Source organism: Rathayibacter sp. VKM Ac-2926 (genome assembly GCF_022815565.1).
Classification (GTDB): domain Bacteria; phylum Actinomycetota; class Actinomycetes; order Actinomycetales; family Microbacteriaceae; genus Rathayibacter; species Rathayibacter festucae.
The window spans coordinates 510,407-523,219 of sequence record NZ_JALGRS010000001.1; the positions used below are offsets into that span (position 1 = coordinate 510,407).

Genomic DNA, 12,813 nt, shown 5'->3' on the forward strand with positions numbered 1-12,813 from the left:
GGGCGAGCAGCTCGACCGGCTCAGCCCGACTGCGCGTCGAGCATCGCCGTGCCGATGCGGTCCTCCAGGTCGGCCAGCTCGTCGAGGACGTCGACCGCCACCCAGGCCTGGTCCCGCTTGCGGTCGGTCAGCGCCGTCAGCACGCCTGCGGCGACGAGCTGCCCGATCGCCGCGCCGACGCTCGAGGGCGCCCGTCCGGTCAGCTCGATCGCGCGGGCAGTCGTGACGATCGGGTGATCGAGGAGCCCGTCGAGGAGGAGCGCCGCCGCACTCCCCGCGCGCGGCCGGACGGCGGCCCACCACGCCGCGGGGAGCGCCTCGAGGACGGCGGCCGTCCGGGCCGATTCCGGAGCCGCGACCGCGCAGGCCCGCGCGAGCTCGTCGACGAAGGGCGCGAGCGCCCCATCCCGATAGTCGTTCACCAGCTCGAAGTAGCGCTCGCGATCCGCGACCAGCGCCGACGCCACGGGGACGACCGTGGTCCTCGTCAGCCCGCGACGGCGGAGGATCGCGGTGATCAGCGCGCGGCCGATGCGCCCGTTGCCGTCGGTGAAGGGGTGGATCGACTCGAACTGCGCGTGCGCGATCGCGGCCTGCACGATCGGGTCGAGGTCGCTCCGATTCGAGAACCGGATCAGGTCGGCCATCAGCGCCGGGACCGCCTCGGGCGGCGGCGGGACGTGCACCGCACCGCGCGGGGAGTGGTCGCTGCCGCCGATCCAGTTCTGCATCGGCCGGTAGGCCCCGGCGTAGCGGGCGTCCACCGGGTCGTCGGCCATCAGGATCCGGTGCGCCGTGAGGATCGCGGCCTCGTCGATCAGTCCGGTCCGGCCGGCGGCGTCGACCATGCCCGTCATCGCGTCGGCCGCCGCCACCATCGACGTCGCGCTGGAGTTCGCCCGGATGCCGACGGTGGCGCGGGCGTAGTCCTCCAGGGTCGCGTCCTCGTCTTCGATCTTGGAGGAGGAGACGGCTTCGGTTCGGAGCAGGAGCCGACCGAGCACCCCCAGCCGGTTCCCGTACTCGGCGTCCAGGGCGATGACCGCGTGCCGCGCGTCGTCGAGGGCCGGCCGAGAGGCGGGCGGCGGCTCCCAGGAGGACTCCGCGATCAGCGGCGGCAGGGCGACCACGACCTCGCTGAGCATCCGGTCAGCGCGCGTGCCGGCCCGGACGGTCTGTCGCCAGGGCCGCGTCTCGTACTCGTGCGCCGGCCACTCGGACGTCATCCGGCTCCCCTCGACAACCCGAATCAGCGGGTGCATTGTTTCGGGTTAAGGCTACAACCCGAATCAGCGGTCGCGCTGTTTCGGGTTGCAGGCGCAGTCCGACGGGCATCGCTTTGTGACGTCGTGCGACGACAGCGGTGCCGATTCCCGGCGACTCTGGGCACGATCGAGGGATGACTCGTCAGATCCGCTTCAACGCCTTCGACATGAACTGCGTCGCCCACCAGTCCTCGGGCATGTGGCGCCACCCTCAGGACCAGTCCTGGCGCTACAAGGACCTCTCCTACTGGACCGATCTGGCGAAGCTGCTCGAGCGGGGCACCTTCGACGGCATCTTCATCGCCGACGTCCTCGGCACCTACGACGTCTACGGCGGCTCGAACGAGGCCGCGATCCGGCACGGCGCGCAGGTCCCGGTGAACGACCCGATCCTGCTCGTCTCGGCGATGGCCGCCGCGACCGAGCACCTCGGCTTCGGCATCACGGCCGGCACCGCCTACGAGCACCCGTACCCGTTCGCACGCCGCATGTCGACGCTCGACCACCTGACCAAGGGCCGCGTCGGCTGGAACGTCGTCACCGGCTACCTCCCCAGCGCCGCGCGCAACATGGGCCACGAGGACCAGCTCGAGCACGACGACCGCTACGACGTCGCCGACGAGTACCTCGAGGTCCTCTACAAGCTGTGGGAGGGGTCGTGGGAGGACGACGCCGTCCTCCGCGACCGCGAGTCCGGCGTGTTCACCGACCCGGCGAAGGTGCACGAGATCGGCCACCGCGGCAAGAACTTCACCGTGCCCGGCATCCACCTCTCGGAGCCGTCGCTGCAGCGCACCCCCGTCATCTACCAGGCGGGCGCGTCGCCGCGCGGGATCCGCTTCGCGGCGGGCAACGCGGAGGCGATCTTCGTCGCGTCATCGACCAAGGCCGGCCTGAAGGCCACCGTCTCGCGGATCCGCGACGCGCTCGAGGCGGCCGGCCGCGACCGCCACTCCGCGAGGATCTACACGCTGCTGACGATCATCACCGACGAGACCAGCGAGAAGGCGCACGCGAAGCACCGCGACTACCTCTCCTACGCGAGCGAGGAGGGCGCGCTGGTCTTCATGTCCGGCTGGATGGGCATCGACCTCTCGCAGTACGACCTCGACGAGCCGATCGGCAACGTGAAGAGCAACGCGATCCAGTCGACCGTCGCCAACTTCCAGGAGGCGAACGAGGACGGCAGCGAGTGGAAGGTCCGCGACATCGCGAAGCTCGGCGCGATCGGCGGCCTCGGCCCGTTCATCGTCGGCTCGCCCTCCGAGGTGGCCGACCACCTGCAGGAGTGGGTGGAGGACACCGACGTCGACGGCTTCAACCTCGCCTACGCGATCACCCCGGGCACCTTCGAGGACGTCGTCGAGTTCATCGTGCCGGAGCTGCGCCGCCGCGGCGCCTACCCCGACGAGTACGTCGAGGGCACCCTCCGCCAGAAGCTGCACGGCCGCGGCGACCGCCTGCCGGAGGAGCACCTCGGCGCCGGCTTCCGCTACCGCGCGGACGCCTGACGCGGGGTCCCTCCCTGCTGATCGAGCAGCCCGCGGAGCGGGCGTATCGAGATCCCCCACCGCACGCACAGAAGCACCCCGCCGCGATGCGCGACGGGGTGCTCGTGTGCGTGAGCGAGGAGCGTCAGCCCTCGAAGGTGGCGTCGAGGGTGATCTCGACTCCGGTGAGCGCCTTGCTGACGGGGCAGGTGTTCTTCGCGTCCTCGGCGGCCTTGAGGAAGGCGGCCTCGTCGATGCCGGAGACCTCGCCGCTGACGACGAGGGCGATCTTGGTCAGCTTGAAGCCGCCGGCCGAGTCCGGGCCGAGCGAGACGTCGGCGCGGACGTCGAGCGCCTCGACGGTGCCGCCGGCCTGGCCGAGGACGGCCGAGAACTGCATGGCGTAGCAGGCGGAGTGCGCGGCGCCGAGGAGCTCCTCGGGGCTGGTCGAGCCGTTGGCGTCGTCGGCCGCGCGCTTGGGGAACGAGACGTCGTAGGTGCCGAGCTTCGAGCTCGAGAGCTCGACCTGGCCCTCGCCGGTCTCGAGCGAGCCGTTCCAGGCGGTGCGTGCAGAACGAGTGGGCATGGTTCCTCCTTCGGGGCGGGGAGCACCTGCCGTACCGGTGCTCTCCCTGGGGTTCCGAGCCTAGGGGAACGATCGTTCTCCTGCAATGCGATGGCGCGGAACGTCGCCTGGAAAGGCGCCGACTCAGTGCAGCAGCTTGAGCCCGATCACGCAGCCGACGATCCCGAGGACCAGCAGTGTGCGGACGAGCGAGAAGCCCTCGCCGCCGATGAACATGCCATAGAGCACGGTCAGCGAGGCGCCGATCCCGACCCAGACGGCGTAGGCCGTGCCGGTGGGCAGATCGCGCATCGCGTAGGCCAGGCCGGACAGGCTGGCGACGACGCCGAACCCGAAGATCACGGACGGCCAGAGTCGGGTGAACCCCTCGGACTTGCCGAGGGCGGTGGCCCACACGGCCTCGAGGACACCGGAGACGATCAGGACGATCCAGGACACGACGACTCACTCCTTCGAGTCAGTCTTGTCGTGCTGCCGGGTACTGCTCCCTCGTCCGGTTCGCCGTCATCGGCTGCCGCCAGCCTGTCACCGCGCCCTGGGCAGGCCCTGGGCAGCGGCGGCGGGGGCGGGGCAGCGCCGCTAGGCGAGGACCCGGTGGCCGCCGCCGCGCTGCCGCGCCATCTCGGCGCCGAGGCGCTCGGCCTCCTCGCGGGAGTCGTGGCGGGTGAGCGGGACGGCGGCGCCCGCGATGCGGTTGTGCCAGCCGGCGTCGTCGGCGTAGGTCTCGATCGCGGCGATGCGGTCGCCGCTCCTGCTGGTGTGCGCGCTCAAGGGCGGCCTCCGTCTCTCCCGCGTCTCGGAGTCGAGCGGGCCCACCAGACAACCCCGCGCAGCGGCGTCCGCTCCAGGGGTTGACGCTTCCGAGCAGGGAGGCGAAGGTCTCAGCCGGCGACGGAGGCGGCGGGATCGAGGTGGTCGGCCAGCGCGTCGATCGCCTGGTCCCAGCCGTCGTAGAACGAGTCGTCGCCCTGCTCGCCGTCGACGCCGGCCAGCTCGAAGGTCAGCCGGGTCAGCTCGCCGGCCGAGCGGATCGACACGGTCACGACGGGCGCGTCCGCGTCGCCGGGCTCGCCCCAGGTGAAGACGAGCTTCTCGGGAGCCGTGATCTCGCGGTAGACGCCGCCGGTCGGGTAGGTCTCCCCGCTCGCGGTCGAGACCATCGTGTAGGCATAGCGGCCGCCGACCTTCAGGTCGACCTCGACGGTGTCGCGCGGAGTGGTCAGCCCGCGGGGGTGCCACCACTGGGCGAGCTCGTCGGGGTCGGTCCACGCGCTCCAGATCTCCTGGGGCGTCGCGTCGAACAGCCGGGTGAGGGTGAAGCCCTGAGCGTCGTCGGTCATGGTCGTACTCCTTGCTGAGCGTCGGAAGGGATGCGCGCGAGCGTACTCCGGGGGCCTCCGAGGCTCCTCCACTCGGTCCCCCGCGCGCAACCCGGACCGTGCCGGACGAGGGAGAGGACGCGCCGCGCCCCTTTTCATGCTGGTCGAGTAGCCCCGCAGGGGCGTATCGAGACCCGACGTCATCAGCAGGGCGGGGCTGCAGACTCGCGTTCTGACGGTGGTGGATCTCGATACGCCCGCTCCGCGGGCTACTCGATCAGCATGAGAGGCCCGCTCCACGGGCTACTCGATCAGCATGGACGCTGCTCAGCTGCCGAGGCGGCCTGTCAGGCGGCGGTGGAAGCCGGTGCTGCGCTCGTCGAGGCCCTCGATGGTGACGGTGGCGCCGTGGTCGCGGTACTTCGTCTCGATGGAGTCGAGGGCGGCCACGGTGGAGGCGTCCCAGATCTGGGCGCGGCCGAGGTCGATGACGACGGCGGCCGGGTCGTCGGAGTAGGCGAAGCGGTCGACGAGGTCGTTGCTGCTGCCGAAGAAGAGCGGGCCGGTCACGGTGTAGCGGACGGACGCGCCGTCGGCGGCGACCGCGCGCTCGACCGCGATGACGTGGGCGACGCGGCGGGCGAAGAGGATCATCGCCAGGATCACGCCGACCAGCACGCCCAGCGCGAGGTTGTCGGTCGCGACGACGACGACCACGGTGACGACCATCACGAGCGTCTCGGGCACGGGCATCCGGCGCAGGGTCGAGGGGCGGAGGCTGTGCCAGTCGACGGTGCTGATCGCGACGATCATCATCACCGCGGCGAGCGCCACCATCGGGATGCGGCCCATCACCGAGCTGAGGCCGGTGACCAGCGCGAGCAGGAAGACGCCGGCGACGATCGTCGAGATCCGGGTGCGCGCGCCGCCGGTCTTCACGTTGAGCACGGTCTGGCCGATCATCGCGCAGCCGGCGATGCCGCCGTAGAAGCCGGCGAGCAGGTTCGAGACGCCGAGCGCCCAGGACTCGCGGCCCTTGTGCGAGGGGGTGCCGGTCATCTCGTCGACGAGCTTGGCGGTGAGCAGCGTCTCCATCAGGCCGACGAAGGCGACGCTGAGCGCGGTCGGCAGGATCAGCTGCAGGGTCGCGAGGTCCAGCGGCACCAGGAACGGGGTGATGCCGGGCAGCTGCCCGGTCAGCGGTCCCTCGTCCGCGACGTCCGGGACGGCCAGGTTCGCGAGGATGACGACGGCCGTCACGACGACGATCGCGACGAGCGGGGCCGGCACCGCGGTGGTGAAGCGGGGCAGCACGAAGATGATCAGCAGGGTCGCGGCGAAGAGCGCGTAGGCGATCCACGGGACGTCGATGACATGCGGCACCTGCGCCAGGAAGATCAGGATCCCGAGCGCGTTGACGAAGCCGATCATCACGGAGCGCGGGATGAATCGCATCAACCGGGCGAGGCCCGCGAAGCCGAAGACGATCTGGATGACCGCGGCGAGGATCACCGTCGGCAGCACGTACTCGACGCCGTGCTCCGAGACGAGCGGCGCGATGACCAGCGCGACGGAGCCGGCAGCCGCGGTGATCACGCCGGGGCGCCCGCCGAGGATCGACATGGTCAGCGCGAGGACGATCGAGGCGACGAGGCTCACCATCGGGTCCACTCCCGCGACGACCGAGAAGGAGATCACCTCGGGCACCAGCGCGAGCGTCGTCACCATGCCGGCGAGCACCTCGCGGGAGAGCTGGCGCGGCGAGCGGAGGGCGTCGAGGACGGTGATCGCGCGATTCGCGACGGCGGGGCGGGGCCCGGGCAGGCTGGTCGGGCTGGTGGGGACGGACACGACGGTCTCCAGGGGCGGACGGGCTCGGTGGGAGCGGCGGTCGGAAGGGGAGGAGCGCGGCGTCGCGCGAGCCGGACCCGCGCACGGGGAGAATGGTGCGGGACCCTCGACAGCAAACCTACCGCAACGTGAGGGTTGACCGGAACGGAGAGACGATGGCGGACGACCGCACGACCGAGCTGACGGCCGAGGAGGTCGAGGCGACCATGCGCATCGGCGAGCTCGCCGACCGGTCGTCGCTGTCGCTGCGGACGATCCGGCACTACGACGAGGTCGGGCTGCTCCGGCCGAGCGGCCGCACCGAGGGCGGGTTCCGCCTCTACACCGAGCGCGACTTCGACCGCCTGCTGCTCATCCGCCGGATGAAGCCGCTCGGCTACACGCTCGACGCGATGACCGAGCTGCTGCGCGTCGTCGACAGCCTGGAGCAGGCGGAGACCCCGGAGGAGACCGCCGCGATCCGCGCGCGGCTGGCCGCCTTCGAGGAGGAGGCGTCGCTCCGCCGCGCGAAGCTGCAGGACCAGCTGGCGATGGCGGACGAGTTCCTCGCCCTGCTCCGCGCGCGCTGAGGCGGCGAGCAGGGCGAGGCGATCAGGCCTGCCCGGCTACAGGATGAAGAGCATCTCCTGATAGGTCGGCAGTGGCCACAGGTCGTCGGCGATGAGGCTCTCGATGGTGTCGGCCGCCTCGCGGACCGCCGCCATCGCCGGGATCAGCGCGGCGCGGGCGTGCTCCGCCTCGGCGAGGGCCGTGTGGCCCGGCTCCGCGGCGAGCGCGTCCTTCAGCGTGGCGAGCGCCGTGCGCAGGTCGGCGATCGGCGCGCTCACCTCGTGCAGCGGCGCGAGATCCGGCTCCACTCCCGCGGACTTCAGCGCGCCGACGTTCAGCGCGACCTCGGTCTGGTGCCGCACGGCGGCCGGCAGGATCGAGGTCGTGCCCATCTCGAGCGTGAGCCGCGCCTCGACGCCGACCGACAGTGCGTACTGCTCGAGGCCGATCTCGTAGCGGCTGTGCATCTCGCGGTGGTTGAAGACCCTGTACTTCTCGAAGAGCTCGAGGGCGGAGTCGGTGATCAGCTCGGGCAGGGCGTCGAGCGTCGTGCGCAGGTTGGCGAGCCCGCGCTTCTCGGCCTCGATCGGCCAGGCGTCCGCGTAGCCGTCGCCGTTGAAGACGACCGCGCCGTGCTCGGTGATGATCGCGGTCAGGAGGTCCTGAACGGCGGTGTCGAAGTCGGTGCCGGCGGCGACCGCGGTCTCCAGCTCGGTCGCGGCGAAGTCGAGCGACTCCGCCATGATCGTGGCGATCGTCACCATCGGGCCGGCGACGGACTGCATCGAGCCCGGCGCGCGGAACTCGAAGCGGTTGCCGGTGAAGGCGAACGGGCTGGTCCGGTTCCGGTCGCCCGGGTCGGTCGGGAGGATCGGCAGGGTGTCGACGCCGATCTGCATCGCGCCGCGCCCCTTCGACGAGGTCGCCGGGCCCTTCGCGAGCTGCTCGAAGACGTCGGCGAGCTGGTCGCCGAGGAAGATCGAGATGATCGCGGGCGGGGCCTCGTTGGCGCCGAGGCGGTGGTCGTTCGAGGCGGAGGCGACGGAGGCGCGCAGCAGCCCGCCGTAGCGGTGCACCGCGCGGATGACCGCGGCGCAGAACACCAGGAACTGCGCGTTCTCGTGCGGGGTGTCGCCGGGGACGAGGAGCGAGCCGAGCTCGCTGTTGCCGAGCGAGAAGTTGACGTGCTTGCCCGAGCCGTTGACCCCGAGGAAGGGCTTCTCGTGGAAGAGGCACTCCATCCCGTGCTTCTTCGCGACCGACTTGAACGTGGTCATCAGGAGCTGCTGGTGGTCGGCCGCGATGTTGCCGCGCTCGAACATCGGGGCGATCTCGAACTGCCCGGGCGCGACCTCGTTGTGCCGGGTCTTCGCGGGGATGCCGAGCTTGAACAGCTCGCGCTCGGTGTCCATCATGAAGCCGAGCACGCGCTCCGGGATGGCGCCGAAGTAGTGGTCGTCGAACTCCTGGCCCTTGGGCGGCTTGGTGCCGAAGAGGGTGCGGCCGGCGTTCAGCAGGTCGGGGCGGGCGAGGAAGAAGTGCCGGTCGATCAGGAAGTACTCCTGCTCCGGTCCGCAGAACGAGACGACGGGCTTCGGCGCGACGTGCCCGAAGAGCTTCAGGATGCGGACGGCGTGCTCGCCCATCGCCTGCTGCGAGCGCAGCAGCGGCGTCTTGTGGTCGAGGGCCTCGCCGGTCATCGAGACGAAGACGGTCGGGATGCAGAGGGTGTTGCCGTTCGGGTTCTCGAGCACGTAGGCCGGGCTGGTGACGTCCCAGCCGGTGTAGCCGCGGGCCTCGAAGGTGTTGCGGAGCCCGCCGTTGGGGAAGCTCGACGCGTCGGGCTCGCCCTGGACCAGGGTCTTGCCGGCGAACTCGGCCAGAGCGGAGCCGTCGCCGACCGGCTCGAAGAAGCTGTCGTGCTTCTCGGCGGTGAGCCCGGTCAGCGGGTAGAAGACGTGCGCGTAGTGGGTGGCGCCCTTCTCGAGGGCCCAGTCCTTCATCGCCGAGGCGACGGCGTCGGCGACCAGCGGGTCGAGCACGGCGCCGTGCTCGATGGTGGCCATGACCGACTTGAAGACCGACTTCGGCAGGCGCTGCCGCATCACGATCGTGCTGAAGACGTTCGAGCCGAAGATCTCTCCCGGCGCCTCGGTCTGATCGAAGACGACCGCGGGCGGGACGTAGGCTTCGACGTCCTTGATCGCGTCGCGGCGGACCGTGTTCCCACTCATGTGTGCCCCGTTCAGCGGCGTCGTGCTCCGCGCCGACCGCGGAGACCGTGGCCAGGCTAGGGAGCGCAGATGCCGGGGCTGTTTCGGGGCCGTGACGTTCTCCCCCGGCCTGTCGCTCCCGCGCGTCTGCTTGCATGGGGGGATGAGCCTGCAGCGGACCGACGTGCTGGTCGTCGGCGGCGGACCGGTCGGCGTGCTGCTGGGCGCGCTGCTCGCCCGGCGCGGGGTCGATGTGCAGGTCTGGGAGCGGCGGACCGCGGTGCCCGCCGGGTCGCGGGCGATCGGCATCCATCCGCCCTCGCTCGACGCGATGGCCGAGGTCGGTGCCACCGAGCGGATCCTCGCCGAGGGCGTCCGGGTCGCGGAGGGCGTCGCGGTGAGCCGGCGCCGGGTGCTCGGGGCGCTGTCGTTCGCGCGGGCCTCGCGCACGCATCCGTACGTCGTCACCCTCGATCAGCACCGGACCGAGTCGATCCTGCGGGAGCGGCTGGAGGCTGCGGCGCCCGGCGCGCTGCGCTCGGGTGTCTCGCTGACCGGGCTCGCTCGCGGGCGCGACCACGTCGACGCGACCGGGGCGGACGAGCACGGCGCTCCGGTGACGGTGCGCGCCGCCTTCGTCGTCGGCGCGGACGGGGCGCGCAGCGCAGTGCGCGAGCTGCTCGGGATCCGCAGCACGGGCCGCGACTACCCCGACTCCTACGTGATGGGCGACTTCGCCGACCCGGAGCCGGCCGCGCGGGCGTCGTCGGCGCTCGTCGACGTCGGGCCGGACGGCGTGGTGGAGTCGTTCCCGCTGCCGGGCGGGCGGCGGCGCTACGTGGCGCTCGCGGGGGACGACCTGGTGGCGCCCGCGTGGCGGCCGGACGCGGCGCCCGATCCGGCCTCCGCCCTGGCGCTCAGCACCGTGGTGCGGGCGCGGACCGGCGCCGAGCCGGACCCGGCGACCTGCACGATGCTCAGCGGCTTCCAGGTGCGCCGGCGGGCGGCCGAGCGGATCGGCGTCGGGCGGGTGGTGCTGATCGGCGACGCCGCGCATGAGATCAGTCCGATCGGCGGGCAGGGGATGAACCTGGGCTGGCTCGACGCGGCCGAGCTCGCGCCGCTGCTCGCAGACGCCGTGCGCAGCGGCTCGGCGGGGCCGTTCCCCGCGTTCGCCCGGCGGCGAATGCGGGTGGCGCGGCGCGCAGCGCGGCAGGCCGAGCTGAACATGGCGGCGGGGCGGCCGACCGGCGGCGCGGGGCTGCTCGGGCGCGAGGGCCTGCTGCGGGCGCTGCTGGCGCTGCCGACCTCGGACCTGCTGGCGCGGGTGTACTCGATGCGGTGGTCGTAGGGCTGCTGGTGGGGCCGGCTCAGGCGACCAGTCGCGCGCCCGCCAGGCCGAGCTCGACGACGAGGACGAGCGAGGAGGCGATCACCAGGCGGAACAGCGTGCGGGTCGGCGGGCCGGTGAGCACCAGGCGGATGCCGGCGGCCGCGAGGACGAGGACCGCCACGGTCGCGACCACGGCGAGGACGATTCCCGGGCCGCCGACCGGATCGTCGCCGGCGACCTGGCCGAGCAGCACGAGCACCGCGCCGAGCATCAGCGAGCCGAACGCGACGACGCCGGAGAGGCGCAGCCCGAGGCGGTGCGGGAAGCCGCGGACGCCGGTCGCCTCGTCGTCGACGAGGTCGGGGAGCACGTTGGTGCAGTGGATCGCGACGCCGAAGACCGCGCCCGTGACGACCGCCCACCAGGCCGGCAGCTGCCCGCCACCCGCTGCGACGGAGACGACGGGGAGCAGCCCGAAGGCGACGAGGAACGGGACGACGGAGAACGCGGTGCGCTTGAGCCCGGCGTCGTAGGCCCAGCCCGCGGCGACGAGGACGAGGTGCGCGACTGCGGCGACCGGCCCGAGCAGGAGCGAGATCACGACGGCGACCGCGGCGGTGCCGAGTGCGGCGGCGCGGACCTCGCCGACGCCGATCCGGCCGAGCGCGACGGGCTTGTCGGTGCGGCCGACGGCGCGGTCGCGGTCGGCGTCGATCCAGTCGTTCGCCAGCCCGATCGAGAGCTGCCCGGCGAAGACGGCGAGCGCCACGAGGACGACGATCCCTGGTGCGTGCCCGGACGCCGCGGCGAGCACGGTCGCCAGCACGGTGACGGTGACGGTCGGCCCGGGGTGCGACGAGGCCAGCAGGAGGCGCACCCGGGACGTCATCCGGCCAGCCTACGGCGGGCGTGCGCGCGGCAGCGCGGGGCGCCAGGGCGGGCAGAGGAAAACCCCGGGTCAGTAGCCTGATACCGGGGTTCCCGTGTCGTGGCCAGAGGGACATGCCGCCTGAGCGGCATCGGTCATCAAAGGCTCTCGATGGGTCGATTGTACGCCGGGAGGGCGGAGCATGCCGAGCAGTGCTGAATCATGGATCGTCGACTGGCTCACCGTCGAGCGCTTGGCTAAATACGTTCGAGCCGCAGGGGGCGACCACTCTCGCGCTCTCGCCTTCTACGAGTGGAACGCACGCCTGTCGGCGGAGTTGCTCCACGACCTCGGTCACCTCGAGGTCGGTCTGCGGAACGCGTACGACCGGGCACTGCTCGCCCACCCTGGAATTCGCGGCGGCGACTGGATCGAACAGGCGTCGTTCGAGCAACTGCTGCCCGTTCATCGTTCTCTCGACTCTCACGGTGTGCCTCAGGACAAGAACGCGACCCCGCGCGCCGCGATCAAGACCGCCCGCAGGTACGCGAGGTACACGGCCGGCGGGCGGACGCCCCGCGGCAAGGTCATCGCGGAACTGATGTTCGGCTTCTGGACCTACCTCTCGGACGGGCTCCACGAGAAGACGCTGTGGGTGCCGGCACTGAATCGGGCGTACCGGCCCGGCACCGATCGCGTGAAGATCCATGCCGCCCTCACCGACCTACGAGATGTCAGGAACCGTCTCGCTCACAACGAGTCCGTGTTCGACCGCCGTCCCGAGAACATCCGCCGCTCGCTCGTCTTCGTCGCCCGCTCGCTCTCGCCCGACCTCCGAGACCAGATCCTCAGCACGAGCCGAGCGTCGGACGCGATCTCCGCGCGTCCGTGACTGGGGCCTCCGCTCTGCCGAACCACAAGGCGCACAGGGGAACCCCAGAAAGGTGCCAGGCGGCGCATCGGGTCGGAGCCGTAGGCTCGGAGCGTTCTGAAACCGCCCCCACACCCCGGGGGCGGCGACCCCCCACGACGCCAAGGACGACGCCGATGAACCGCATGCCGAGCAACCGCACCACCGTGATCACCGCGCTGGCCTGCGGCCTGCTGCTCTCGACCGGAGTGGCCGCCCAGGGCGCCGCCGCCGACACGGCCACCGCGTCGCTCGAGGACCACCTCGGGCCGGACAGCGCCGCCGGCGACACCCTGCTGGTGAACGGGCGCGCGTACCCGCTGCAGTAGCGGCCGGCTCTCGGCCGCGCTGTGCGCCCGGCTGAGTAGTTCTCTCCAGGCCGCCCCGAACGGGTGGTACCCGCTCCCTGTGAATCTCATCACACTGAGG

The 12,813-nt window shown here is 71.8% G+C and carries 13 protein-coding genes and 1 riboswitch; of the genes, 5 read left to right on the plus strand and 8 right to left on the minus strand.

Annotation, left to right across the window (positions count from 1 at the left end; translation table 11 throughout):
- Positions 1-20: 20 nt before the first annotated feature.
- Positions 21-1,226, minus strand: a complete 1,206-nt coding sequence (locus MT351_RS02350; RefSeq protein ID WP_132435224.1) for a Fic family protein — start codon at positions 1,224-1,226, stop codon at positions 21-23.
- Between the two features lie 173 nt (positions 1,227-1,399).
- On the opposite strand from MT351_RS02350, the gene MT351_RS02355 reads away from it, so the two are divergent.
- A complete protein-coding gene (locus MT351_RS02355; protein ID WP_123734644.1) occupies positions 1,400-2,776 on the plus strand; it encodes an LLM class flavin-dependent oxidoreductase in 1,377 nt (458 codons plus the stop codon).
- Between the two features lie 124 nt (positions 2,777-2,900).
- Here MT351_RS02355 and MT351_RS02360 read toward each other — a convergent pair whose 3' ends face one another.
- From MT351_RS02360 to MT351_RS02380, 5 genes are all read right to left on the minus strand, one after another.
- A complete protein-coding gene (locus MT351_RS02360) occupies positions 2,901-3,341 on the minus strand; it encodes an OsmC family peroxiredoxin (protein WP_123444486.1) in 441 nt (146 codons plus the stop codon).
- Between the two features lie 123 nt (positions 3,342-3,464).
- Positions 3,465-3,779: a multidrug efflux SMR transporter gene (locus MT351_RS02365; protein WP_123734643.1), complete on the minus strand. Its 315-nt coding sequence runs from the start codon at positions 3,777-3,779 to the stop codon at positions 3,465-3,467.
- A 13-nt stretch (positions 3,780-3,792) separates the two neighbouring features.
- Positions 3,793-3,859, minus strand: a riboswitch (guanidine-III (ykkC-III) riboswitch).
- Positions 3,860-3,920: 61 nt separating this feature from the next.
- Positions 3,921-4,112 (minus strand): DUF2188 domain-containing protein, encoded by a 192-nt coding sequence (locus MT351_RS02370; protein ID WP_123734642.1) that lies wholly within the window; start codon positions 4,110-4,112, stop codon positions 3,921-3,923.
- Positions 4,113-4,222: 110 nt separating this feature from the next.
- On the minus strand, positions 4,223-4,681 hold the full coding sequence (locus MT351_RS02375) for an SRPBCC domain-containing protein (protein WP_123734641.1): 459 nt from the start codon (positions 4,679-4,681) through the stop codon (positions 4,223-4,225).
- 306 nt (positions 4,682-4,987) lie between these two features.
- Entirely contained in the window at positions 4,988-6,484 is a 1,497-nt protein-coding gene (locus MT351_RS02380) for a SulP family inorganic anion transporter (RefSeq protein ID WP_243581139.1), read from the minus strand.
- A 182-nt stretch (positions 6,485-6,666) separates the two neighbouring features.
- Here MT351_RS02380 and MT351_RS02385 point away from each other — a divergent pair, with 182 nt between their 5' ends.
- Positions 6,667-7,080: a MerR family transcriptional regulator gene (locus tag MT351_RS02385; RefSeq protein WP_123734640.1), complete on the plus strand. Its 414-nt coding sequence runs from the start codon at positions 6,667-6,669 to the stop codon at positions 7,078-7,080.
- Between the two features lie 36 nt (positions 7,081-7,116).
- Here the strand turns inward: MT351_RS02385 and MT351_RS02390 are convergent, their stop codons facing one another.
- Complete coding sequence (locus MT351_RS02390) at positions 7,117-9,294, minus strand: glutamine synthetase III (protein WP_123734639.1); 2,178 nt, start codon at positions 9,292-9,294, stop codon at positions 7,117-7,119.
- A 142-nt stretch (positions 9,295-9,436) separates the two neighbouring features.
- On the opposite strand from MT351_RS02390, the gene MT351_RS02395 reads away from it, so the two are divergent.
- Complete coding sequence (locus MT351_RS02395; protein ID WP_243581120.1) at positions 9,437-10,624, plus strand: NAD(P)/FAD-dependent oxidoreductase; 1,188 nt, start codon at positions 9,437-9,439, stop codon at positions 10,622-10,624.
- A gap of 19 nt (positions 10,625-10,643) precedes the next feature.
- Here MT351_RS02395 and MT351_RS02400 read toward each other — a convergent pair whose 3' ends face one another.
- Positions 10,644-11,495, minus strand: a complete 852-nt coding sequence (locus MT351_RS02400) for a UbiA family prenyltransferase (protein WP_123734638.1) — start codon at positions 11,493-11,495, stop codon at positions 10,644-10,646.
- A gap of 469 nt (positions 11,496-11,964) precedes the next feature.
- On the opposite strand from MT351_RS02400, the gene MT351_RS02405 reads away from it, so the two are divergent.
- A complete protein-coding gene (locus MT351_RS02405; RefSeq protein WP_221181068.1) occupies positions 11,965-12,366 on the plus strand; it encodes a hypothetical protein in 402 nt (133 codons plus the stop codon).
- Between the two features lie 155 nt (positions 12,367-12,521).
- A complete protein-coding gene (locus MT351_RS02410) occupies positions 12,522-12,713 on the plus strand; it encodes a hypothetical protein (RefSeq protein ID WP_123705763.1) in 192 nt (63 codons plus the stop codon).
- The last annotated feature ends 100 nt before the right edge of the window (positions 12,714-12,813 follow it).

Bases quoted from the DNA above. Each gene is read 5' to 3' on its own strand.
- MT351_RS02350 (WP_132435224.1), bottom strand. From the start codon at position 1,226: ATGACGTCCGAGTGGCCGGCGCACGAGTACGAGACGCGGCCCTGGCGA.
- MT351_RS02355 (WP_123734644.1), top strand. From the start codon at position 1,400: ATGACTCGTCAGATCCGCTTCAACGCCTTCGACATGAACTGCGTCGCC.
- MT351_RS02360 (WP_123444486.1), bottom strand. From the start codon at position 3,341: ATGCCCACTCGTTCTGCACGCACCGCCTGGAACGGCTCGCTCGAGACC.
- MT351_RS02375 (WP_123734641.1), bottom strand. From the start codon at position 4,681: ATGACCGACGACGCTCAGGGCTTCACCCTCACCCGGCTGTTCGACGCG.
- MT351_RS02385 (WP_123734640.1), top strand. From the start codon at position 6,667: ATGGCGGACGACCGCACGACCGAGCTGACGGCCGAGGAGGTCGAGGCG.
- MT351_RS02390 (WP_123734639.1), bottom strand. From the start codon at position 9,294: ATGAGTGGGAACACGGTCCGCCGCGACGCGATCAAGGACGTCGAAGCC.
- MT351_RS02395 (WP_243581120.1), top strand. From the start codon at position 9,437: ATGAGCCTGCAGCGGACCGACGTGCTGGTCGTCGGCGGCGGACCGGTC.
- MT351_RS02400 (WP_123734638.1), bottom strand. From the start codon at position 11,495: ATGACGTCCCGGGTGCGCCTCCTGCTGGCCTCGTCGCACCCCGGGCCG.
- MT351_RS02410 (WP_123705763.1), top strand. From the start codon at position 12,522: ATGAACCGCATGCCGAGCAACCGCACCACCGTGATCACCGCGCTGGCC.